Source organism: Microbacterium sp. GCS4, from assembly GCF_001262495.1.
GTDB lineage: Bacteria > Actinomycetota > Actinomycetes > Actinomycetales > Microbacteriaceae > Microbacterium.
Genome location: NZ_LGYE01000003.1, coordinates 292,376 through 313,890 on the forward strand (window position 1 = coordinate 292,376; position 21,515 = coordinate 313,890).

Annotated in this window: 22 protein-coding genes; 15 read left to right on the forward strand and 7 right to left on the reverse strand. The window is 69.8% G+C overall.

Features of this window, described 5'->3' with window-relative positions; all coding sequences use genetic code 11:
• Positions 1 to 100 precede the first annotated feature (100 nt).
• Positions 101 to 529, forward strand: coding sequence for a DUF1761 domain-containing protein (locus AKH00_RS13215; RefSeq protein WP_050723373.1), 429 nt, complete (start codon positions 101 to 103; stop codon positions 527 to 529).
• On the opposite strand, the gene AKH00_RS13220 is transcribed toward AKH00_RS13215, so the two are convergent.
• Complete coding sequence (locus AKH00_RS13220; protein ID WP_050723221.1) at positions 526 to 981, reverse strand: VOC family protein; 456 nt, start codon at positions 979 to 981, stop codon at positions 526 to 528. The genes AKH00_RS13215 and AKH00_RS13220 overlap by 4 nt on opposite strands.
• 228 nt (positions 982 to 1,209) lie before the next feature.
• Here AKH00_RS13220 and AKH00_RS13225 point away from each other — a divergent pair, with 228 nt between their 5' ends.
• Positions 1,210 to 2,475 (forward strand): hypothetical protein, encoded by a 1,266-nt coding sequence (locus AKH00_RS13225; RefSeq protein WP_050723222.1) that lies wholly within the window; start codon positions 1,210 to 1,212, stop codon positions 2,473 to 2,475.
• 85 nt (positions 2,476 to 2,560) lie between these two features.
• On the opposite strand, the gene purQ is transcribed toward AKH00_RS13225, so the two are convergent.
• The 3 genes from purQ to AKH00_RS13240 all read right to left on the reverse strand — a co-directional run bounded on the left by purQ (position 2,561) and on the right by AKH00_RS13240 (position 4,129).
• The gene (purQ, locus tag AKH00_RS13230; RefSeq protein ID WP_050723223.1) at positions 2,561 to 3,268 is read right to left on the reverse strand and encodes a phosphoribosylformylglycinamidine synthase subunit PurQ; all 708 of its coding nucleotides are present in this window, start codon (positions 3,266 to 3,268) and stop codon (positions 2,561 to 2,563) included.
• Entirely contained in the window at positions 3,265 to 3,513 is a 249-nt protein-coding gene (gene purS / locus AKH00_RS13235) for a phosphoribosylformylglycinamidine synthase subunit PurS (RefSeq protein WP_050723224.1), read from the reverse strand. The genes purQ and purS overlap by 4 nt, the downstream gene beginning before the upstream one ends.
• An 85-nt stretch (positions 3,514 to 3,598) precedes the next feature.
• A complete protein-coding gene (locus tag AKH00_RS13240) occupies positions 3,599 to 4,129 on the reverse strand; it encodes an adenine phosphoribosyltransferase (protein WP_050723225.1) in 531 nt (176 codons plus the stop codon).
• A gap of 296 nt (positions 4,130 to 4,425) precedes the next feature.
• On the opposite strand from AKH00_RS13240, the gene AKH00_RS13245 reads away from it, so the two are divergent.
• Positions 4,426 to 5,421 (forward strand): LacI family DNA-binding transcriptional regulator, encoded by a 996-nt coding sequence (locus AKH00_RS13245; protein WP_152926192.1) that lies wholly within the window; start codon positions 4,426 to 4,428, stop codon positions 5,419 to 5,421.
• A gap of 211 nt (positions 5,422 to 5,632) precedes the next feature.
• Entirely contained in the window at positions 5,633 to 6,292 is a 660-nt protein-coding gene (locus AKH00_RS13250) for a TetR/AcrR family transcriptional regulator (RefSeq protein WP_082297620.1), read from the forward strand.
• Positions 6,293 to 6,343: 51 nt separating this feature from the next.
• On the opposite strand, the gene AKH00_RS13255 is transcribed toward AKH00_RS13250, so the two are convergent.
• Positions 6,344 to 6,982, reverse strand: a complete 639-nt coding sequence (locus AKH00_RS13255) for a GntR family transcriptional regulator (protein WP_050723227.1) — start codon at positions 6,980 to 6,982, stop codon at positions 6,344 to 6,346.
• Positions 6,983 to 7,153: 171 nt separating this feature from the next.
• Between AKH00_RS13255 and AKH00_RS13260 the strand changes: the two genes are divergently transcribed.
• The 5 genes from AKH00_RS13260 to AKH00_RS13280 are packed head-to-tail and all read left to right on the forward strand — an operon-like array spanning position 7,154 to position 13,351.
• Complete coding sequence (locus AKH00_RS13260) at positions 7,154 to 8,431, forward strand: NRAMP family divalent metal transporter (protein ID WP_050723228.1); 1,278 nt, start codon at positions 7,154 to 7,156, stop codon at positions 8,429 to 8,431.
• Positions 8,432 to 8,435: 4 nt separating this feature from the next.
• On the forward strand, positions 8,436 to 9,200 hold the full coding sequence (locus tag AKH00_RS13265) for a LamB/YcsF family protein (protein ID WP_050723229.1): 765 nt from the start codon (positions 8,436 to 8,438) through the stop codon (positions 9,198 to 9,200).
• Between the two features lies 1 nt (position 9,201).
• Positions 9,202 to 10,002, forward strand: a complete 801-nt coding sequence (locus AKH00_RS13270; protein WP_050723230.1) for a putative hydro-lyase — start codon at positions 9,202 to 9,204, stop codon at positions 10,000 to 10,002.
• Complete coding sequence (locus tag AKH00_RS13275) at positions 10,002 to 11,609, forward strand: urea amidolyase family protein (protein ID WP_050723231.1); 1,608 nt, start codon at positions 10,002 to 10,004, stop codon at positions 11,607 to 11,609. Before AKH00_RS13270 ends, AKH00_RS13275 begins: the two co-directional genes overlap by 1 nt.
• Positions 11,606 to 13,351 carry an acetyl/propionyl/methylcrotonyl-CoA carboxylase subunit alpha gene (locus tag AKH00_RS13280; RefSeq protein WP_050723232.1) on the forward strand — a complete coding sequence of 582 codons (1,746 nt, stop codon included), beginning with the start codon at positions 11,606 to 11,608 and terminating at the stop codon, positions 13,349 to 13,351. Before AKH00_RS13275 ends, AKH00_RS13280 begins: the two co-directional genes overlap by 4 nt.
• 75 nt (positions 13,352 to 13,426) lie before the next feature.
• Here the strand turns inward: AKH00_RS13280 and AKH00_RS13285 are convergent, their stop codons facing one another.
• Positions 13,427 to 14,782: a uracil-xanthine permease family protein gene (locus tag AKH00_RS13285; RefSeq protein WP_050723233.1), complete on the reverse strand. Its 1,356-nt coding sequence runs from the start codon at positions 14,780 to 14,782 to the stop codon at positions 13,427 to 13,429.
• A gap of 125 nt (positions 14,783 to 14,907) precedes the next feature.
• Positions 14,908 to 15,783, reverse strand: coding sequence for a phosphoribosylaminoimidazolesuccinocarboxamide synthase (locus tag AKH00_RS13290; protein ID WP_050723234.1), 876 nt, complete (start codon positions 15,781 to 15,783; stop codon positions 14,908 to 14,910).
• Between the two features lie 71 nt (positions 15,784 to 15,854).
• On the opposite strand from AKH00_RS13290, the gene AKH00_RS13295 reads away from it, so the two are divergent.
• The 6 genes from AKH00_RS13295 to AKH00_RS13320 all read left to right on the forward strand — a co-directional run bounded on the left by AKH00_RS13295 (position 15,855) and on the right by AKH00_RS13320 (position 21,428).
• Entirely contained in the window at positions 15,855 to 16,100 is a 246-nt protein-coding gene (locus AKH00_RS13295; protein WP_235556774.1) for a DUF2945 domain-containing protein, read from the forward strand.
• A gap of 66 nt (positions 16,101 to 16,166) precedes the next feature.
• On the forward strand, positions 16,167 to 16,790 hold the full coding sequence (locus AKH00_RS13300; RefSeq protein WP_082297621.1) for a PadR family transcriptional regulator: 624 nt from the start codon (positions 16,167 to 16,169) through the stop codon (positions 16,788 to 16,790).
• A complete protein-coding gene (locus tag AKH00_RS13305; protein WP_050723236.1) occupies positions 16,787 to 18,358 on the forward strand; it encodes an MFS transporter in 1,572 nt (523 codons plus the stop codon). Before AKH00_RS13300 ends, AKH00_RS13305 begins: the two co-directional genes overlap by 4 nt.
• Before the next feature lie 248 nt (positions 18,359 to 18,606).
• The gene (locus tag AKH00_RS13310) at positions 18,607 to 19,161 is read left to right on the forward strand and encodes a GNAT family N-acetyltransferase (protein WP_050723237.1); all 555 of its coding nucleotides are present in this window, start codon (positions 18,607 to 18,609) and stop codon (positions 19,159 to 19,161) included.
• A 117-nt stretch (positions 19,162 to 19,278) separates the two neighbouring features.
• A complete protein-coding gene (locus AKH00_RS13315; protein WP_050723375.1) occupies positions 19,279 to 20,703 on the forward strand; it encodes an amino acid ABC transporter substrate-binding protein/permease in 1,425 nt (474 codons plus the stop codon).
• Positions 20,700 to 21,428 carry an amino acid ABC transporter ATP-binding protein gene (locus AKH00_RS13320; RefSeq protein WP_050723238.1) on the forward strand — a complete coding sequence of 243 codons (729 nt, stop codon included), beginning with the start codon at positions 20,700 to 20,702 and terminating at the stop codon, positions 21,426 to 21,428. Before AKH00_RS13315 ends, AKH00_RS13320 begins: the two co-directional genes overlap by 4 nt.
• Positions 21,429 to 21,515: the final 87 nt, after the last annotated feature.

Sequence of the window (21,515 nt, forward strand, 5' to 3'; positions counted from 1 at the left end):
GCGGGGATCGAATCGTTTCGGACAATCGGTCTTGCAGATGCCGCTGATCCGGTCCGCACTCGGGAGTATGCTTCCGGCATCCGACGATGTGGAGGTGGTCATGGTTCCCGAGATCAACTACTGGGCGGTCCTGCTGGCGACGCTGTCGAGCATGATCGTCGGCTCGGTCTGGTACGCGCCGCCGGTGTTCGGCACCCGCTGGGCGCGGCTCGCGAACGTCGACATGGATCGGCCGCCCGCGACGGCCGTCCTCCCGATCGTCACGACCGTGCTCGTGAGCTTCGTGACGTCGTGGGTGCTGGCCGGCGCGGCCGCGATCGCCTGGCATTTCTACGGCGGTTCGTTCCTCTGGGGCACCATCGTCACGGCGGTGCTGCTGTGGGCGGGTTTCACGGCCGCGCGGTTCATCACGCACGACGCCTTCGAGGGGCGGCCGACCGCGCTCACCACCATGAACATCGCGCACGAGCTCGTGACGGTCGTGGTGATGGCGCTGCTGATCGGCGTCTGGCCGCCCGCGCTGGGCTAGTCCTCCCGCGCGGTGCGGGTCTTCGTGAGGTCCTGCGCGAGCATCACGAGGATGCCGCTGGGCCCGCGCAGGTAGGTGAGCTTGTAGACATCCTGGTAGTTCGCGACGCCGCGCAGCGGATGGCATCCGTGCCGCGCGGCGATCGCCAGCGACGCGTCGATGTCGTCGACGGAGAACGCCACGCGGTGCATCCCGATCTCGTTCGGCAGCGTCGGCTCGGTCTCTATCGCCTCGGGATGGATGTACTCGAAGAATTCGAGCTGCCCGTGCCCGTCGGGAGTCTGCAGCACGGCGATCCTCGCGTGATTCCCGTCGAGGCCGACGGCGGTCGAGGCCCACTCGCCGCTCACCTCGTCGCGGCCGACGACCGTGAGGCCGAGGTCGGTGAAGAAGGCGACGGCCTCCTCCAGGTCGCGGACGGCGATTCCGACGTTCTCCAGTGCGATGGGCATGGGCTGGATGCTACTCCGCGAACCGCATCCGCGGCAGGTCCGCTGCTCTCGCACTCGCCCTGCGCGCGTCGCTCGCGCACCGATATACCGGGATGCTGGACGGATGGGCGTCCGACCGTGGACGTTCGGCGCTAGTCGCACGGCTGCGGCGTTGACAGGATCGTCTCGTGACCTCACGGTCGCCTGCGCACGCTCGGCCCGTGCGCGGTCTCGACCGAGAGGGTCCCCATGTCCGGTTCTCCGCGCCGTTCGGTGCCGTGGATCGTCGCCGCCGCGCTCGTCGCCGTCGCCGTCCTGACCGGCGCAGCGACCGCATCCGGAGCGGCGACCCCCGCGGACGAACCGGCCCCCGTCGCCGACCCGGCCGATCCTGCGACCTCCGTCGCGCTCGCCTACGAGTTCCTCGACGCGCGCGTCGACGAGTTCTGCGACGATGCGGGCCACTGCCTGCCGCGCAGCTACCAGGGCGGGTTCTTCACGGATCTGCCGACCTGGGACTTCACCCCGTCCTTCGTGTACGACGACGCGCTCGTCGTGATCGCGTACACCGCGCGCGGACTCCCCGACGACCTCCGCCGCGCCCGCGCCGTCGCCGACACGCTCCTGTTCGTGCAGGAGAACGATCCGATCGGCGATGGCCGCGTCCGCACCTCGTACGAACCCCACGGCATCCGCCAGGGACGCGTCGAGATCACCGGGCCCGGCACCTTCACCGGCAACCAGGCGTGGGCCGGCATGGCACTCGCCCGGCTGTTCCACGCCACCGGCGAGCAGAAGTATCTCGACGGCGCGCTCGACATCGCCCAGTGGATCCAGACGAACACGGCCGACATGACGCGTGCGCCCTTCGGCTACACGGGCGGGCAGCTCGAAGACGGCACCTCGCTGGTGTGGAAGTCCACCGAGCACAACAGCGACATCGCCGGATTCTTCGGACAGCTCGCGCAGCTCACCGGCGACAGCGTGTGGGCCGACCGCGCCGCGACCGCCGCCGCCTTCGTCGCGGCGATGCAGGCCCCCGACGGTCATGTCGACACCGGCACGCTGCTCGACGGCAGCACGACCAACGTGTACCCGGTGCCGCTCGACGCGCAGACCTGGAGCGCACTCGCCACCGGAGACCCGCGCTACGGCGCAGCGCTCGACTGGACGCTCGCGAACCTCATCGCGACGGACGGGCCGCACCACGGCCCCTCGATCAGCCACGTCGACGTCTCGAAGGTCTGGTTCGAGGGCGCGGGACACCTCGCGCTCGCGCTGCGTCTGCGCGACGGCGCGGGAGACGCGGCGGAGGCGGACGCGCTGCTCGACAGCATCCGACTCGCGCAGCGCGACGCCGTGAACGGCGACGGCAAGGGGATCGTCGCGACGTCGAACGACGGTCTCGACTCCGGGTTCGGTGACCTCTACTACGCGAGCCTGCACACCGGCACGACCGCGTGGTACCTGCTGGCTGCGATCGGCGACAACCCGTTCACGCTGCCCGCGTCCTGACCTGCCACTGCGTCGTCCCGCGCGCCGTCTTCTCGTGTGCGCCGCGTGGTGAGCGCCGTGCGCCGGGGTGACGCGGCGTGGTGACTCAGGCGGCGATGCGGGCGACCGCGGCGATCGCGCTCGTGAAGAAGTCGAGTCCGTCGACGCCCGACCGCATGGCCGCAGTCGTGTCGGGACCGAAGCCCGGCTCGGTGGCGTGCTCGGGGTGCGGCATGAGCCCGACGACGTTGCCCGCCTCGTTCGTGAGGCCGGCGATATCGCGGAGCGACCCGTTGGGGTTCACTCCCGCATAGCGGAAGGCGACGAGGCCCTCGCCCTCGATGCGGTCGAGCGTCTCGTCATCGGCGATGTAGCCGCCGTCGGCGTTCTTGAGCGGGATGACGATCTCCTGGCCGGTGCGGAACCGGTTGGTCCACGCGGTGTCGGAGTTCTCCACGACGAGCTTCTGGTCGCGGCGCACGAAGTGCTGGTGGTCGTTGCGGATCAGGCCGCCCGGCAGCAGGTGTGCCTCGACGAGCATCTGGAAGCCGTTGCAGATGCCGAGCACGGGCAGGCCCTTCGCGGCCGCGTCCTTGACCTCGGCCATGATCGGCGAGAGCGCGGCGATCGCGCCGGCGCGCAGGTAGTCGCCGTAGCTGAAGCCGCCGGGGAGCACGAGCGCGTCTACGCCCTGGAGGTCGTGCGAGCCGTGCCAGAGGGCCACGGGCTCGGCGCCGGCGAGGCGGACGGCGCGCTGCGCGTCGCGGTCGTCGAGCGAACCGGGGAACGTGACGACCCCGATGCGCGTGGTCATTCGGCGACCTCGATGCCCACGACGTCCTCGATCACGGAGTTCGACAGCACCTCGTCGGCGATGCGGCGGGCCTCGGCGAGGACCTCGTCCGTGACCTCTCCCTCGACCGTGAGTTCGAAGCGCTTGCCGATCCGGACGTCGGAGAAGCCCTCGACGCCGAGACGGGCGAAGGCGCCGGACACGGCCTTGCCCTGCGGGTCGAGCAGTTCGGGCTTGGGCATGACGTCGACGACGATGGTGGGCATGACGGCTCCAGGAGTCGTGGGCGGACGGGCGGCCTCAGTCTACCGGCTCCCGACACGCGCGATTCGCGCGGCATCCGCCTCCTTCTCAGGCGTGGAAGACCGTGTGGAGGTCGCCGATCGTCTCGCGGCCTCCGAGGCCGTCGATCTCGAACAGCACGGAGATGCCGATCACGTGGCTGCCGAGGCGCTCGACCAGTTCGCGTCCGGCGGCGAGGGTGCCTCCGGTGGCCAGCACGTCGTCGATGAGCAGCACGCGGGACCCCTCGGGCAGATCGTCGTGCATCTCGATCGTCGCGGTGCCGTACTCCAGGGCGTAGTCCACGGATGCTGCGGGGCGGGGCAGCTTGCCGGCTTTGCGGATCGGGATGAGGCCGACGCCCGCGGCGATCGCGGCGGCGCCGGCCAGGATGAAGCCGCGCGCCTCGATGCCGGCGACCACGTCGAACTGACCGGCGAAGGGCTCGACGATCGCGGAGGTCGTGGCTGCGAGGGCGTCGGCGTCGGCGAGGAGTGGCGTGATGTCGCGGAAGACGATGCTCGGCTCCGGGTAGTCCGGGATGCTGCGGATCAGGGATTCGGCGCGGAGGAGTGCGGGGGAGAGGTCGGTGTCGGGCACCGGACAAGGGTACGCCGTGGGGCCTGGGCGCGGGAATCCGGCGGGCGCGCCGGGGCGAGTGCAGGGGTGCTCTTTTGTCGACTAGCGTCCAACAATTGTGCAGAATCCGAAATTCGGGAGCGCTCCCTCGTGTAATGCCGATATATTGCACAGATTTCGCACCCTGAACGTGCATCGGACGCACGCTGGGATACCAAGGGCGCAGTACGCTCAGAACACCACCGTCGGTGTACTCCGACACCCGCGGTGAACTGGGAATAATGCCCGAGTCGCAGCCGGGTGGAGGGGAGACTGTCGTGCCTTCGCACGCGACGATCGAAGAAGTGGCCTCGGCCGCGGGAGTATCACGGTCGACGGTGTCGCGCGTGGTGAACGGGTCTTCGGCGGTGAGCCCCGAAGCGCTTGCCGCCGTGCAGGATGCGATCGCCGCACTGCACTACGTCCCCAACCGGGCCGCACGCTCGCTCGCCTCCAGGCAGACCCACACGATCGCGCTGGTCGTGCCCGAGGACACCACGACGTTCTTCGGCGACCCGTTCTTCGCGGCGCTCGTCGCAGGGATCACCGGAGCGCTCCGCGGCTCGGACTACCTGCTCAACGTGCTCATCGCGAGCGAGGATCCCGGAGACAAGGTCGCGAGCTTCGTGCGCAACGGCGGCGTCGACGGCGCCCTGATCGTCTCGCACCACACGAGCGACGCCTTCATCGCACGCATCGCCGAAGCTGTGCCTGTCGTCTGGGGCGGTCGTCCGGTCGGACGCCGGGACGGCGAATACGTGGTCGACGTCGACAACGTTGCTGCGTCGCGCACGGCGACGCAGCACCTCATCGACACAGGACGCACGCGCATCGCCACCATCTCGGGCTCGCCGTCGATGGTGTCGGCTGCCGACCGTCTCGAGGGGTACCGAGCCGCACTGGCGGATGCCGGGCTCACGCCGTTCGCGGAGGAGTCCGGCGACTACACCGAGGCCGGAGGAGCGCAGGCCGCTCGCCGCATCCTCGAGCTCGGCCAGCCCGACGCGATCTTCGTCGCGAGCGATCTCATGGCGCGCGGCGCGCTCACGGCGCTGCGCGCCGCCGGCCTCCGCGTACCCGAGGACATCGCGATCGTCGGCTTCGACGACTCCTCCGTCGCCCTGAGCACCGACCCGCAGCTCACCACGATCCGTCAGCCGATGTACGCGCACGGCGAGGCCATGGCCGCGGTGCTGCTGGCGCACCTCGCCGGACGCGAGACCGAGCAGACGACCATCCTGCCCACCGAGCTGATCGTCCGCGACTCCGCCTGACCGCCCCGCGGCATGGTCGCGCCCCTCGCGCGGCGTGACCGCGTGCAGGGGAACACGGACGCGGACCCGACGCCCCTCCAGGTGGGTCCGCGACCGTGGGTTCATGGGGCAGCCACCTCATATGCATTGAACGGGTATTCAGTGGCTAATCTATAGGGCGGGGGGTGAATTCCGGAAGACATCCGGAACGAACTCAGGAGGTGGAGCCCGGATGGCGCGCTCCGACGAGCAGAATCGTCTGGCGAGGGAACGGGCGCGGGAGGTGATCCTGCAGGCCGCGATCGAGACGTTCGCCGAGCGCGGGGTCGCCGGCGCCAGCATCGCCGAGATCACCCAGCGAGCGGGCGTCGCCCAGGGCCTCGTGAACTACCACTTCGGCGGCAAGGACCAACTGGTCGCCGCCGTCATCGAGCAGTGGTTCGCCGCACTGTTCGGCATCCCCGAGGTGCCGGGGCCCGCGGATACGCGGCTGGCCGGCATCATCGACGGGGCGATCATGGCCACGGGATACGCCCTCCCCTTGCAGAAGGTCGTGCTCGCGCTCCAGCAGCAGCCGGCGACGCACCGCCTGTACGCCGAGGTCGAGGACCGGTATCACGACCGCGCGATCGAGGCCGAGGAGAAGGTGCGCGACATCTTCCGCGAGCGCGGAGCCGCCGACCCGGAGCTCGAGGAGATCATGCTCCGCAGCACGCTCGAGGGCATCCTGCTGAAGTTCGCGGTCTACGGCGACACCTTCCCGCTCGAGGACGCCCGTCGCTGGATGCACCGCGTGTACGACCTGCCCGTGCCCGAAGCTCCCCTGCCGCTTGCAGTCGCGCCCCGCGTGGCCCCGCTGCGGTTGCGTGCCTCCGGTGCGCTACCGTCGTGAGGTGAGGACCGCGCGTCAGCTAAGGACCGCGCGTCAGCTAAGGACCGCGCGTCAGGCGTGCCCCATGCGAGCGAATGCGCCCAGGACACTGCGCTCGGATGCCGTGAGGTAGCGTTCGAGCTCGTCCGCCGCAGCCTGAGGTCCCTGCTCCAGGAGGGCGGTGAGCACCGCGCGGTTGCGTCGCACGAACGGCTCGTGGAGCGACCGCGGCTCGTCGATCTCGAGGAAGACGAGACGCAGCTCGGCGGCGACGTCGCGGTACGTGCGCGCGAGTCGAGCACTGTCGGCGAGGGCGACGATCGCGTCGTGGAAAGCCATGTTCGCGCTGCCGATCCGACGCCAGTCCTCGTGCGGCAGGTGCTCCTCCGCTTCGGCGAGGGCGTCGCGCATCAGCTGCACCGCGGGGTGCTCCGGCTCGGACTGGCGCAGTGCCGTGCACTCGATCACGCGGCGCGCGCGGTAGATGTCGATGACGTCGGCGATGGTCGGCGAGGCGACCGAGACGCCGCGGTGCGGCACGTGCTCGACCAGGCCCTGTTCGGCGAGCACGCGGAAGGCCTCGCGGAGCGTGTTGCGGGACACGTCGAACTGCTCGGCGAGGGCGGACTCCGACAGTCGTGATCCGGGGGCGAAGTCGCCGTCGATGATGCGCTGTCGGAGCACGTCGGCGAGCGGACCCTCGTGGTTCATGCCTTCATCGTAGGTGCGAGGCGCGGGGGTCGTTCACGATCGATGTGCCCGTATTACAGACCGGATACCCCGCTGTAGCACGATGGAAACATAATTGTTGAACAATCGGGTTCCATACGTTCTACACTGGGGGTCTCCGCACCCCCACCAACGACGATGGGAATCCCCCGCATGTCAGAGCAGACCACCTCCTCCCTCTCCCCGGAAGACGAAGCCCGCCTCGCCCGGGTGAAGAAGCGCACCGGGCGCAGCGCCGTCATCGGGGCGATCTTCCTGATGGCCACCAGCGCGATCGGCCCCGGCTTCATCACCCAGACCGCGACGTTCACTGCCACGATGGGCGCCGCGTTCGCATTCGCCATCCTGATCTCGATCCTCGTCGACATCGCGGTGCAGCTGAACATCTGGCGCATGATCACGTCGTCCGGGCTGCGCGCCGGCGAGCTCGCCAACCGCGCGATCCCGTTCTCCGGACACGTCATCGCGATCCTCGTCGTCATCGGCGGCCTCGCGTTCAACATCGGCAACATCGCCGGTGGCGGCCTCGGGCTGAACGCGCTGCTCGGCATCGACCCCAAGATCGGCGGCGCCCTCACCGCCGCGCTCGCCATCATCATCTTCCTCGTCAAGAAGGCCGGACCCGTGATGGACGTCGTGCTCGTCGTCCTCGGCGTCGGCATGATCGTCATGACGATCGTCGTGGCCGTGATCGCCCAGCCCCCGATCGGTGAGGCGCTGCGCCAGACGTTCGTGCCCGATGAGCTGAACTTCGCCACCATCACGACCATCGTCGGCGGCACGGTCGGCGGCTACATCACGTACTCCGGCGCCCACCGCTACCTCGACTCGGGCCACACCGGGCCGGAGCACGCCGGTCCGGTCATGCGCGCGGCGGCCAACGGCATCCTCGTGACCGGAGTCATGCGCTACGTGCTGTTCCTCGCGATCCTCGGCGTCGTGGCATCCGGGGTCGCCCTCGACCTGTCGAGCCAGGCGGCGAACCCCGCCGGTCAGGCGTTCGGCGCGGTCCTCGGCGACGCAGGACTGCGCATCTTCGGCGCCATCTTCTGGGCGGCGGCGATCAGCTCGGTCATCGGCGCCGCGTACACCTCGGCCACCTTCCTCTCGACCTTCGCGGCCAAGCTCAAGGGCGGCTGGCCGCTGCAGCTCGCGACGGTCGCCTTCATCGTGGTGTCGCTGCTCGTCTACCTGTCCATCGGCACCGCGCCCGCCGCGATCCTCGTGTTCGTCGGCGGGTTCAACGGACTGATCCTGCCGATCGGCCTGACGGTGTTCATGTACATCGGCTGGTTCCGCCGCGATCTGCTCGGCTCGCGGAAGTACCCGATCTGGCTGCTCGTCGCCGGTACGGTCGTCACGGCGCTCACCTGGTACATGGGCGTCGTCTCCATCGGACCCATCTTCGCCTTCCTCGGCATCGGAGCGTGATCGCATGACCTCGATCGACCTGAACTCGGACCTCGGAGAGAACGTCCCCGACCGGATCGTGAGCGACGACGAGAGCATGCTGCGTCTCGTCACGAGTGCGAACGTGTCGTGCGGGTTCCACGCCGGCAGCCCCGAGGGCATCCGCGACACGCTCGCGGCAGCCGTGCGCGGCGGGGTCGTGATCGGCGCGCATCCCGGATACCGCGACTACGAGAACTTCGGACGCACGAAGGTCGAGATCGACTCGTCGACGCTGCAGGCGCACGTCGAATACCAGCTCGGCGCGCTCATGGGCCTCGCCTCCGCCGTCGGCGGCCGGGTGTCGTACGTCAAGCCGCACGGCGCGCTGTACAACACGATCGCCCGCGACGAGCGGCAGTCGAAGGACGTCGTGGCGGCCATCCGTGCGATCGACCCCGACCTCGTGCTGCTCGGCCTCGCGGGCGGAGTCGTGCTCGACGTCGCCGAGCGAGCCGGGCTGGCCGTCGCGGCCGAGGCCTTCGCCGACCGCGCCTATCAGCCCGACGGTCAGCTCGTGTCGCGCGCCGAGGAGGGAGCCGTGCTGCACGACCCCGTCGCGGTCGCGGAGCGCATGGTGCGTCTCGCCGCCGACGGGGTGATCCGCGCGATCGACGGCACCGACGTCGCCGTCGAGGCGCAGTCGATCTGCGTGCACGGCGACAGCCCCGGATCCGTCGCGATGGCGGCCGAGACGAAGCGTCTGCTGCAGGATGCGGGCATCGCGATCGCTCCGTTCGCGGGCGTGTGACATGACCGTTCTCGCCACCGCCGATCAGCTCGCCGCCGGACGCGCCGCCCGCGCGGCCATCCGAGCGGGCAGTGCCGCGCCGACCAGTGGGGTCGCCCCGGGGCTCACGCAGGCCAACCTCATCGCGGTCCCCGCGGACTGGGCGTTCGAGACGCTGCTCTACGCGCAACGGAACCCGAAGCCCTGCCCCGTGCTCGAGGTCATCGAAGAGGGTCAGGTGGAGTCGGCCCTCGCCCCGGGGAGCGACATCCGCACCGACATCGGCCGCTACCGCATCTGGCGCGACGGCGAACTGGCCGAGGAGGTCTCGGATGCCACCGCGGCCTGGGATGAGCACCCCGACCTCGTCGCGTTCCTCATCGGCTGCAGCTTCACGTTCGAAACCGGACTCGTGGAGGCGGGGATCCCCATCCGCCATCAGGAGCTGGGCCGCAACGTCCCGATGTACCGCACCGCCGTGCCGTGCACGCCCGCAGGCCGACTGAGCGGCGAGATGGTCGTGTCGATGCGCCCGATCCCCGCGGGGCGCGTCGCTGACGCCGTGCAGATCTCCGGCCGCACCCCCGCGGTGCACGGCGCGCCCGTGCACATCGGCGATCCGGCATCCCTCGGCATCGCCGACCTCTCGCGCCCGGACTTCGGCGACGCCCCTGAGGTACGCGATGGCGAGGTGCCGGTGTTCTGGGCGTGCGGCGTCACCCCGCAGGCCGCGATCATGGCCTCGAAGCCGCCGTTCGCCGTCACGCACGCACCGGGGTTCATGTTCATCACCGACGTGCCGGATGCGGAGTACGTCGTCTGATGCGCATCCTCACCGCATCCGACCACGCGCTGCTCGTCGAGGCCGCCGACCTCGACGAGGCGATGCGTCTGAACCTCGCGTGGGACGGGGTCCCCGGAGTGGTCGAGCGCATCCCGGGTGCGCGCACCGTTCTCGTGCGCTTCGACCCGCTGCGGGTCTCGGCCTCCGATCTCGCCGCCGCGCTCGAGGCGACCGAGGTCGGCGACGTCCGGCTCTCCGGCGCTGGAGAGGTCGCCGTGCCCGTGATCTACGACGGCGAGGACCTCGAGGAGGCCGCCGCCCTGCTGTCCGTGTCGGCCGAGGAGCTCGTGAATCGCCACCTCGGCGCGGAGTGGCGGGTCGCGTTCTCAGGCTTCGCCCCGGGGTTCGGATACGTGGTCGGCGACGACCCGCTGTTCGCGGTGCCCCGGCGCTCCTCCCCTCGCACCCGGGTGCCGGCCGGCTCGGTCGCGCTCGCGGGAGAGTTCACGGGTGTGTATCCACGGGAGAGCCCAGGCGGCTGGCAGCTCATCGGCCGTACGGATGCCGTGATGTGGGACATCGACCGCGATCCGCCGGCGCTGCTCTCGCCCGGGGTCGCCGTGCGCTTCGAGCGCGTGCAGGCGCAGGCCGTGCTCTCGGGGAGCGGATCGTCGACGGGGAACGGAGACGTCGCGACATCGGGACGGCGAGTCGAGGCGCTCCACGCCGAGCAGGACGCGGATGCTCCGGGTTCTCCGTCGGCCGGGGCCGTCGAGGTCGTGCGGCCCTCGCTGCAGCTGCTCGTGCAGGATGCAGGACGCCCGGGCTACGCGGCACTCGGCGTCTCGGCATCCGGCGCAGCGGACCGCCGGGCGATGCGCGATGCGAACGAGGCTGTGGGCAACACCCGCGGTGCGGCCGTGCTGGAGAGCGTCGGCGGGGCCGTGCTGCGGTTCCACGGGTCCGGCGTCGCCGCCATCACCGGCGCGATCGGCGACCTGGCGCTGATCGACGCCGACGGGCACCCGCGCCCCGTCGTGCACGGCGAGCCCTTCGCGACGGCCGACGGCGACGAGTTGACCCTGGGTCACCCATCGCGCGGTCTGCGCTACGTCATCGCCGTGCGGGGCGGTCTGGATGCGGACGCGGCGCTCGGCAGTCGCGCCGCCGACACGCTCGCCGGCCTCGGTCCGCGCGCGCTCGCCGCGGGGGACGTGCTCCCCCTCGGCGACGCCGGCACCCGCCCGGTCGCGCCGACGGCCGTGGACCGCGAGCTCCCCGCGCCCGGAGAGCTCGTCGAACTCGACGTCACCCTGGGCCCCCGCGACGACTGGTTCACGGCGGCGGCGCTCGAGGCGCTGACCGGTCAGGAGTGGACCGTCACGCCGCGCTCCGATCGGGTCGGCATCCGCCTTCACGGCGAGGTCGCGCTGGAGCGCGCGCGGAGCGGCGAGCTGCCGAGTGAGGGCGCCGTCACGGGGGCCATCCAGGTGCCGCCGGACGGGCAGCCCGTACTGTTCCTCCCCGACCATCCGCTCACGGGCGGCTACCCCATCATCGGCGCCCTCACGGACCGCAGTCTCGACCTCGCAGGCCAGCTCGCCCCGGGAGTGCGCCTCCGCCTCACCGTCAAGGAGTCCTCATGACCATGGAGCCGACCACGCAGCGGAGACGCCAGACGAAGAAGGTCCTGATCGCGAATCGCGGCGAGATCGCGGTGCGTGTGATCCGAGCGTGCGCCGAGGCCGGGCACGCGTCCGTCGCCGTCTACGCCGACCAGGACGCGGATGCCCTGCACGTGCGGCTCGCCGACGAGGCCATGGGCCTGGGCGGCGCCACCGCCGCCGACACGTACCTCTCGATCGACGCCCTGCTCGACGCGGCGCGTCGAGCCGGTGCGGATGCCGTGCACCCCGGATACGGGTTCCTCTCCGAGAGCGCCGCCTTCGCGCGAGCCGTGGAGGAGGCGGGGCTGATCTGGATCGGTCCGTCGCCCGACAGCATCGACGCCCTCGGCGACAAGATGACCGCGCGGCGGATCGCCCAGCGCGTCGGGGCGCCGCTCGCCGCGGGCACCGACGAGCCGCTCGCGGGTCCCGCGGAGGCCGTGTCGTTCGCGGAGGAGCACGGACTGCCCATCGCGATCAAGGCCGCGTTCGGTGGCGGAGGGCGCGGCCTGAAGGTCGTCCGCGAGCTGTCGGAGGTGGCCGAGGCGTTCGACGCGGCCACCCGGGAGGCCGTCGCCGCGTTCGGGCGCGGCGAGTGCTTCGTCGAGCGCTTCCTGGAGCGTCCGCGGCACATCGAGGTGCAGGTGCTCGGCGACGGGGAAGGCGGTGTGGTCGTGGTCGGCGACCGCGACTGCTCGATGCAGCGTCGCAATCAGAAGCTCATCGAGGAGGCGCCGGCGCCCGGCCTGACGCCCGAGCAGCGCTCGCGATTCCACGAGGCTGCGCGCGCGATCTGCGCCGAGGTGCAGTACCGCGGTGCCGGGACCGTCGAGTTCCTGCTCGCCGAAGACGGCACGATCTCGTTCCTCGAGGTGAACACACGACTCCAGGTGGAGCATCCGATCACCGAGGCGGTGACGGGCACCGACCTCGTGCGCGAGCAGTTCCGCATCGCGTTCGGCGAGGGGATGACGCTCAGCGGCACCCCCACGCCCCGTGGGCACGCGTTCGAGTTCCGCATCAACGCCGAGGACCCGGGGCGTGGCTTCCTGCCCAGCCCTGGCCGCGTCGACGCCCTGCGCATCCCCGGCGGACCGGGAGTGCGGTGGGACAGCGGCATCGAGGCCGGGGATGCCGTGCAACCGGCGTTCGACTCGATGATCGCGAAGCTCATCGTGCACGCCGACTCGCGCGATGCCGCGCTCGTGCGGGCGCGCCGTGCGCTGCGCGAGCTCGGTGTCGAGGGGCCGGCGACCGTGGTGCCGTTCGACCTGCTCGCGATCGACGACGCGGCGTTCGCGACCGAGACCTTCGCGGTGCACACGCAGTGGATCGAGAGCGACCTGCTGCCGAGGCTGGAGATGCAGTCGCGCCCCGCGCCGGCGTCCGATCCGCCGCTGCAGCGTTTCCCCGTCGAGATCGACGGGCGTCGAGTCGTCCTCGGGCTCCCGGTCGCTCTGCTCGCCGGCATCCCGTCCTCCTCCGCGCCTGCCGTCGAGGGCCAGGCCGACCCGGGTGAGCTGCGCGCGCCGGTACCCGGCACCGTGGTGCGCTGGCTGGTCGACGACGGAGAGTCGGTGGCGGAGGGCGATCCGATCGTGGTCCTCGACGCCATGAAGATGGAGACGACCGTCACCGCGCACCGTGCGGGTGCGCTGTCGCACCGGGCGGAGCTCGCCTCCTCGATCGCCGCCGACGGCATCCTGGCGGTCATCGACTGATCCGCTGCACGATGCACAGAGGGCCGGGATGCCGCCGCAGCGGCTTCCCGGCCCTCCCGTGTTCAGCGGGTCGACCTACTCCGGGTCGCCGCCGAGCGGCCCCACGGCCTCGAGCGGGCGCGGGTCGTCGGCGCCGGTTTTGCGTGCGCGTGCGATCAGGTTGCCCAGGTGGTAGATGAGCAGCGCAGCGACCGTGCCGAGCACGATGCCGCCGAACGCGAAGTCGCCGAGGTTCATCGAGAAGCCGGCGATGCCGATCACGAGAGACACGGCTGCCGTGTACTGGTTGACCGGGCGGGAGAAGTCGACCTTGCTGTCGACCCAGATCTTGATGCCGATGATGCCGATCAGGCCGTACAGCGCGGTGGTCGCGCCGCCGAGTACGCCGGCGGGGATCGAGTTGAACACCTCGCCGACCTTGGGAGAGAACGCCAGCAGGATCGCGAAGAGTCCGGCCACCCAGTAGACGGCCGTCGAGTAGACGCGGGTCGCGGCCATCACGCCGATGTTCTCGCCGTACGTCGTGGTGCCCGAGCCGCCGAAGCCACCCGCGATCGTCGTCGCGACGCCGTCGGCGATGAGCGCACGGCCGGTGTGCTTGTTGATCGAGGCGTCCTCGGTCATGGTCGCGACGCCGCGCACGTGGCCCACGTTCTCGGCGATGAGCACGAGCACGACCGGCAGGAACATCGCGATGGTCGACCATGTGCCCGGCTCGACGAAGTCGGGGAGCTGGAAATGGGGCAGGCCGATCCACGGCGCGTCGGCGATCAGCTCGGCGGGCGTCTTGCCGTCGCGGAGCGCGTTCGGCACGTCGAAGGAGCCGTTGAACGCGGCCCAGATGAAGCCGACCGCGACGCCGAGGAAGATCGAGATGCGACCGAGGAAGCCGCGGAACAGCACGGCGAAGAGGATGATCGCGACGAGTGTGATGGTCGCGGTCACCGGGTCGAGCTGGAAGTTGTTCCAGGCCGTCGGGGCGAGGTTGAAGCCGATCAGGGCGACGATCGCGCCGGCCACGACCGGGGGCATCAGTGCATCCACCCAGCGGAGCCCGGCGAACTGCACCACGAGACCGACGACGGCGAGCAGGATGCCGACCGCGACGACGCCCGCGAGTGCCGAGCCCGTTCCTCCCGCGGCGACGGCCGCGGTGATCGGCGCGATGAAGGCGAACGAGGAGCCGAGGTAGCTGGGCAGCTGGTTCTTCGTGATCAGCAGGAAGATCAGCGTGCCGAGGCCGCTGAACAAGAGGGTCGTCGAGACCGGGAAGCCGGTCAGGGTCGGGACCAGGAACGTGGCGCCGAACATCGCGACGACGTGCTGCGCGCCGATCGCGATCGTCGCCGGCCAGTTCAGTCGCTCAGCGGGCGTGACGACGGCGCCGGGTTCGACAGTGCGGCCGTTTCCGTGGATCTTCCACAGGGGCATGCGGGCTCCTCAGATATCGGGGGAGGGGAGGGAGTGCTGGAGCAACACTACCGATTCCTGAGTTTTCCCTGTGTGCGCCCCGATCAGCCTCCGGTCGTTGAGCGAGCGGAGCGAGACGAAACGCCTCAGGCCCCGAGGCGCTCGATCAGCTCCCGATAGCGGGCGGCGGTGCGCTCGACCACGTCCTCCGGCAGCACGGGCGGCTCGCCCTGCTTGTCCCAGTTCGCGGCGAGCCAGTCGCGCACGATCTGCTTGTCGAAGCTCGCCATGCGCTCGTTCGGCGTCGAGCCGGTGCGCCAGGCCTCGGCATCCCAGTACCGCGAGGAATCGCTCGTGAGCACCTCGTCGGCGAGACGCAGGACCCCGTCGGCGTCGGTTCCGAACTCGAACTTGGTGTCGGCGAGGATCAGGTCCTTCTCCTCCGCGATCGCCGCGGCCCGCGCGTAGATCGACAGCGAGGCGTCGCGGAGCTCTGCCGCGCGCTCGACGCCGACGATCTCCTCGACCCGCTCGAACGTGATGTTCTCGTCGTGCTCGCCCATGGGCGCCTTGTAGGCGGGGGTGAACAGCGGCTCGGGCAGGCGGTCGCCGTTCTGCAGGCCGGCGGGCAGGGGGATGCCGCACACCGTGCCGCTCTCGGTGTACTCGGCCCAGCCCGTTCCGGTGATGTACCCGCGCACGACGCACTCGACCGGGAGCATCTCGAGCGACTGGGCGAGCATCGCGCGATCCGCCACGACCGCCGGGATAGATCCCTCTGCGAGGTGGTTCGGCACCTCGAGGCGGTCGAACCACCAGCGGCTCAGGCGGGTGAGCAGTGCGCCCTTGTCGGGAATGCCGGGTGACAGCACGAAGTCGAACGCGCTGACCCGGTCGGAGGCGACGACGAGGATGCGGGTGTCCGCGGCATCCTCGGAGGCGTAGAGGTCGCGGACCTTGCCCGAGTAGATGTGGCGCCAGCCGGGGATCGTCTGCGCGGTGCTGTCGGTAGGAGTGCTCACCCGCCCATTATCGCGGGTCGTCGAGCGGCCGTCCGCCGCGTGTCAAGGCCTGGCGCCGGCATCCGCTCTCCATGACCCTCGAAGAAACGAGCGGAGGCACCATGTCCAAGGATCTGTCCACCGGTGACCGTGTGAGCTGGAACACCTCTCAGGGGCGCACCCGCGGGACCGTGCAGCAGAAGAAGACCGCGGACTTCGAGTTCGCGGGGCAGCACTTCACGGCATCCGCAGACGACCCTGCCTACATCGTGAAGTCGGAGAAGAGCGGAGACGAGGCTGCGCACAAGGGGTCGGCATTGCGGCGACTGAAGAACTGAGACGACTTGTCCTGATCCCGGAACGAGCGTATAGTCCACGTGGACTAATCGGGATGGAGCAGGGCTGTGAAGAAGCCGATCGACACGCTGACGCCCATGGGGGTCATGGTGCTCGCGCTGCTGCGCGAAGCCGACATGCATCCCTATGAGATGGTGCGGCTGCTGCGCGCTCGGCACGACGACCGCCTGCTCACGATCACGAACGGCACGCTGTACCACACCGTCGCACGCCTGCAGCGGAGCGGGCTGATCGACGAGATCGGCATCGATCGCGACGGCAACCGTCCCGAGCGCACGACGTACACGCTGACGGATGCCGGACGCGACACCGTCATCGCGTGGGTGCGTCGCGAGCTTCCCCGCGTCGACAGCGAGAAGGACTTCCGCATCGCGCTCGCCGAATCCCACAACCTCGAACGCGACGATGTGCGCGCGTTGCTCCAGGAGCGTCGCACGGCCCTCGTCGAGACCCACGACATGCACCGGCACGGCCTCGCCAAGGCCCGTGCCAAGGGCGTACCCGCCCAGGTGCTCGTCGAGATCGAACGCGAGGAGGTGCTGCTCGACGCCGAACTGCGCTGGCTCGACGCGCTCCTCGCCCGTCTCGACGGCGGCGACCTCCCCTGGGGTCCGTCCGCCTTCACCGATTCAGACCGCTACCTCGCTCAGCGAAAGGCTGCTCAGCAATGACCGATTCCCGACAGGCCGCAGGCCCCCAGACCGGCCCGTTCGCCGCCGGCCACGCGCCCAAGAGCCCCTGGCCCGCCCTCTGGGCGCTCGTCATCGGCTTCTTCATGATCCTCGTCGACACGACGATCGTCTCGGTCGCCAACCCCGCGATCAAAGCCGCGCTCGACCCGAACACCAACAACCTCGACAACGTCGTGTGGGTCACGAGCGCCTACCTGCTCACCTACGCCGTGCCCCTGCTGATCACCGGACGACTCGGCGACCGCTTCGGCCCGAAGAACATCTACCTCATCGGTCTCGCGATCTTCACGCTCGCGTCGCTCTGGTGCGGCCTGTCGAGCTCGCTCGAGGGGCTGATCGCGGCGCGCGCCGTGCAGGGTCTCGGTGCCGCCTTCATGACTCCGCAGACCATGGCCGTCATCACCCGGACCTTCCCGCCGAACCGCCGTGGAGCGGCCATGGGGCTGTGGGGCGCCACAGCCGGCGTCGCGACCCTGGTCGGCCCGCTGCTCGGCGGCGTGCTCGTGGACGGCTTCGGCTGGGAGTGGATCTTCTTCGTCAACCTTCCCGTCGGCGTGATCGCCTTCGTCGCCGCGTGGATCCTCGTCCCGAAGCTCAAGACGCACCCGCACCGCTTCGACATCCTCGGCGTCGTGCTCAGCGCCGCCGCGATCTTCCTCGTCGTCTTCGGCCTGCAGGAGGGCGAGAAGTACGACTGGGGCGTGATCTGGGGTCCGATCTCGGTCTGGGGCCTGATCATCGCCGGCATCGTCGTGATGGGACTGTTCATCCTGCAGCAGTGGAAGACGACGAGCGAGGCGCTCGTGCCGCTCGACCTGTTCCGCGACCGGAACTTCTCGGGTGCCAACATCGCGATCGCGACCGTCGGCTTCGCGGTGACGAGCATGTCGCTGCCGCTGATGTTCTTCCTGCAGATCGCACGCGGGCTCACCCCGACGCAGGCGGCGCTGCTGATGATCCCGATGGCCGTGTTCTCGGGCGTCCTGGCCCCGGTCGCCGGCAAGATCCTCGACCGCACCGACCCTCGGTTCATCCTCATCCCCGGACTGGTCATCTTCGCCTCGGCGCTGGTCTGGTACTCGTCGCTCGTGCGGATGGACACCGAGATCTGGATGTTCCTGTTCCCGTCGGCCCTCCTCGGCATCGGCAGCGCCGGCATGTGGGGGCCGCTCGCGACCACCGCGACCCGCCGCCTGCCGATGCGTCAAGCCGGAGCGGGCGCGGGCATCTACAACACCACCCGGACGATCGGCTCGGTGATCGGCTCCGCCGCGATCGCGACGTTCATGCAGGCGCGGCTCGAGGCGAACCTGCCGGGGATGGGAGACTCCGCGGGATCGATCAGCTCCGGCGGGACGCTCCCGGCGCCCGTGGCGGACGGGTTCGCCGCGGCGATGTCGCAGTCGATCCTGCTGCCGGCGAGTGTGATCGTGATCGGTCTGATCGCGGCGCTCTTCCTCCGCGGTGCGCCGAAGGAGGAGGATGCCGGTGCGCCCGCCGCATCCGCTCCCGCCGCCCCGGCCGCCGACCCGGCGCCCGCCGCCTGACGCGAGGCCCGAAGAAACGAGACGCGTCGATCGATCGGTCGACGCGTTTCGTCTCGCTTCGCTCGCTCAACGACCGGAGGGGATGCCCCCGGTCGTTGAGCGAGGAGCGCAGCGTCGTCTGTCGGGTCGTTGAGCGAGGAGCGCAGCGTCGTCCCGTCGGGTCGTTGAGCGAGGAGCGCAGCGACGAGACGAAACGCGGTGAGTCCCGCGGTTTTGCCCGCGCAGACGGGGTGTGATTCTATCGGGCGATGACCGTCGCATTCGTCCGTCCCACGACCGCTCTGTATGACAGTTGGGCCTCGGCTGTCGCGGAGTTCGGTGAGGGTCACGTCGACGGATCAGGTCTGCAGGCGCCGGTGACTCCCGACCGCGCGACTCTCGACGCACTGATCGCGAAGTCCGAGCTGCTCGCCGACACCTCGGCGCCCGCCCCCGAGGGCGCTGTGCACAACGACCTCTACTGGATCGTCGACGAGGGCGAGGTCGTCGGCTTCGTGTCCTTCCGGCACGAGCTCAACGACTGGTTGCGCGAGGTCGGCGGCCACATCGGCTACTCGGTCCGCGCGTCGCGTCGGCGCCAGGGAGTCGCCTCGGCGGGCCTCGCGCTCGCACTGGACCGCGCCCGCGAGATCGGCCTCGACCGGGTGATGGTCACGTGCGACGACGACAACATCGCGTCGTACCGCACCATCGAGCGCGCCGGCGGCGTGCTGCAGGACGTCAGCGATCAGAGCGAGCGCGGCTATCCGATGGTGCGCCGGTACTGGATCGACCTCGCGGGGCCCGGAGCGCGCGCAAAGTAGGGTGGATGCTCGGCGGCAGTCCGTCCGCCGTATCCGATCCGAGGAGCATCCGTCGTGATCCCGAAATCCACCTCTGCGACCGCGCGCCTGCGACGGCTCGGTCGCACCGTCGGCGCGATGGCGCTCACGGCGTTCGTCGCCGCGGGCGCCCTGCTCGGCGGCGCCACCGCCGCGACCGCCGACACCACCGGCGAGACCTACGTCATCGGCACCGACACGACGTTCGCGCCGTTCGAGTTCACCGATCCGAACGGCGACCTCGTCGGCATCGACATGGACCTGCTCCGCGCGATCGCGAAGGATCAGGGCTTCGACGTCGAGATCCGCCAGCTCGGGTTCGACGCCGCCGTACAGGCCCTGCAGGCCAACCAGGTCGACGCGGTCATGGCCGGCATGTCGATCACGGACGAGCGCAAGCAGGTCTTCGACTTCAGCGACCCGTACTTCACCAGCGGCATCCAGCTCGGTGTGCTCGACTCCAGTGACATCGAGTCGCTCGACGACCTCGACGGCAAGACCGTCGCCGTCAAGACCGGCACCCAGGGCCAGACCTTCGCCGAGGACAACCAGGACGAGTACGGCTTCCGCGTCACGCCCTACTCCGACACGACCGACATGGTCGACGCGGTCAAGGCCGGTCAGGCCGTCGGCTACTTCGAGGACTTCCCGGTGCTCGCCTACGGCATCCAGCAGGGATCGGGCTTCCGTCTCGTGGGCGAGCCGGAGCTCGGCGGCGAATACGGCTTCGCGGTCAACAAGGGGATGAACCCCGAGCTGATCGAGATGTTCAACGCCGGGCTCAAGAACCTGCAGGACTCGGGGGAGTACGACGAGATCGTCGACACCTACCTGTCGGCCGGCGACGGCGAGGGCGGATCCACGCAGGCCACCGACATCTTCTCCGTGGCCGTGAAGTACTGGCCGGCGCTCATGGAGGGCCTGTGGCTCACGATCCTCGCGACGCTCGTCGCGATCGTCGCCGCGTTCATCCTCGGCCTCGTGTTCGGCTTCGGACGCATCTCGCGCATCGCCCCGTTCCGCTGGATCGCCACCGCCTACGTGTTCGTGTTCCGCGGCACACCGATCCTCGTGCAGGCCTTCTTCGTGTTCTTCGCCATCCCGCAGCTGTTCCCCGGGCTGACGTTCAACCCGTTCGTCGCCGGTGCGATCACGCTGTCGCTCAACACCGGTGCGTACATGACCGAGATCATCCGCGGCGGCATCCAGGCCGTCGATCCCGGTCAGAACGAGGCCTCGCGCTCACTCGGCCTGGGACACTGGAAGACGATGCGCAAGGTCGTGCTGCCGCAGGCGTTCCGCATCATGATCCCGTCGTTCGTGAACCAGGGCATCATCACCCTCAAGGACACGTCGCTGATCAGCGTCATCGGCCTCGCCGAGCTCACCTTCGTGTCGCGTCAGATCATCGCGTCGACGTACCTGTCGGCGCAGGTACTGACGATCGTCGCCATCATCTACTTCGTCGTGATCACGCTGCTCACGCTGCTGGCCAACCGCCTGGAGAGGAAGTTCAACGCATGAGCAAGATCGAGGTCAAGGACCTGCACAAGTCGTTCGGCGACAACCAGGTGCTCAAGGGCATCGACCTCACGGTCGAGGACGGCGAGGTCATCGCGGTCATCGGGCCGTCGGGCTCGGGCAAGTCGACCCTGCTGCGCTGCCTGAACAAGCTCGAGGAGCCCACGTCGGGCCACGTCGTGATCGACGGCGTCGACCTCACCGACAAGAGCGTCAAGCTCGACGGCGTGCGCCAGCGAATCGGGATGGTGTTCCAGCACTTCAACCTGTTCCCGCACATGACCGTGCTCGAGAACATCACGCTCGCGCCCGTCGAGACCGGCAAGATGTCGAAGGCCGAGGCGCGCGAACGTGCGCTGGCGCTGCTCGACCGGGTGGGTCTCGCCGAGAAGGCCGACGCGAAGCCGGCATCCCTCTCGGGCGGTCAGAAGCAGCGCGTGGCGATCGCCCGCGCGCTCGCGATGGACCCCGAGATCATGTTGTTCGACGAGGCCACGAGCGCACTCGACCCTGAGATGGTCGGCGAGGTGCTGCAGGTCATCCGCGACCTCGCCTCCGGCGGCATGACGATGGTGCTCGTGACGCATGAGATGGGCTTCGCGCGGGAGGTCTCCGGCCGCACGGTGTTCATGGACGGCGGCGTCGTCGTCGAGTCCGCGCCGCCGGCCGAGCTCTTCGGGTCGCCCAAGAACGAGCGTCTGAAGGACTTCCTCTCGAAGGTGCTCTGAGGGTCCCCGCGCGCCCGTCTCAAGACCGTCTGTTTCTGCCGTATGGCAGAAACAGACGGTCTGTTCGCGTCATACGGCAGAAATAGA

Bases quoted from the DNA above. Each gene is read 5' to 3' on its own strand.
- AKH00_RS13220 (WP_050723221.1), bottom strand. From the start codon at position 981: ATGCCCATCGCACTGGAGAACGTCGGAATCGCCGTCCGCGACCTGGAG.
- purQ (WP_050723223.1), bottom strand. From the start codon at position 3,268: ATGACCACGCGCATCGGGGTCGTCACGTTCCCCGGTTCGCTCGACGAC.
- AKH00_RS13215 (WP_050723373.1), top strand. From the start codon at position 101: ATGGTTCCCGAGATCAACTACTGGGCGGTCCTGCTGGCGACGCTGTCG.
- AKH00_RS13275 (WP_050723231.1), top strand. From the start codon at position 10,002: ATGCGCATCCTCACCGCATCCGACCACGCGCTGCTCGTCGAGGCCGCC.
- AKH00_RS13225 (WP_050723222.1), top strand. From the start codon at position 1,210: ATGTCCGGTTCTCCGCGCCGTTCGGTGCCGTGGATCGTCGCCGCCGCG.
- AKH00_RS13320 (WP_050723238.1), top strand. From the start codon at position 20,700: ATGAGCAAGATCGAGGTCAAGGACCTGCACAAGTCGTTCGGCGACAAC.
- AKH00_RS13260 (WP_050723228.1), top strand. From the start codon at position 7,154: ATGTCAGAGCAGACCACCTCCTCCCTCTCCCCGGAAGACGAAGCCCGC.
- purS (WP_050723224.1), bottom strand. From the start codon at position 3,513: ATGCCCACCATCGTCGTCGACGTCATGCCCAAGCCCGAACTGCTCGAC.
- AKH00_RS13295 (WP_235556774.1), top strand. From the start codon at position 15,855: ATGACCCTCGAAGAAACGAGCGGAGGCACCATGTCCAAGGATCTGTCC.
- AKH00_RS13285 (WP_050723233.1), bottom strand. From the start codon at position 14,782: ATGCCCCTGTGGAAGATCCACGGAAACGGCCGCACTGTCGAACCCGGC.
- AKH00_RS13255 (WP_050723227.1), bottom strand. From the start codon at position 6,982: ATGAACCACGAGGGTCCGCTCGCCGACGTGCTCCGACAGCGCATCATC.
- AKH00_RS13265 (WP_050723229.1), top strand. From the start codon at position 8,436: ATGACCTCGATCGACCTGAACTCGGACCTCGGAGAGAACGTCCCCGAC.
- AKH00_RS13270 (WP_050723230.1), top strand. From the start codon at position 9,202: ATGACCGTTCTCGCCACCGCCGATCAGCTCGCCGCCGGACGCGCCGCC.
- AKH00_RS13310 (WP_050723237.1), top strand. From the start codon at position 18,607: ATGACCGTCGCATTCGTCCGTCCCACGACCGCTCTGTATGACAGTTGG.
- AKH00_RS13315 (WP_050723375.1), top strand. From the start codon at position 19,279: ATGGCGCTCACGGCGTTCGTCGCCGCGGGCGCCCTGCTCGGCGGCGCC.
- AKH00_RS13280 (WP_050723232.1), top strand. From the start codon at position 11,606: ATGACCATGGAGCCGACCACGCAGCGGAGACGCCAGACGAAGAAGGTC.
- AKH00_RS13250 (WP_082297620.1), top strand. From the start codon at position 5,633: ATGGCGCGCTCCGACGAGCAGAATCGTCTGGCGAGGGAACGGGCGCGG.
- AKH00_RS13305 (WP_050723236.1), top strand. From the start codon at position 16,787: ATGACCGATTCCCGACAGGCCGCAGGCCCCCAGACCGGCCCGTTCGCC.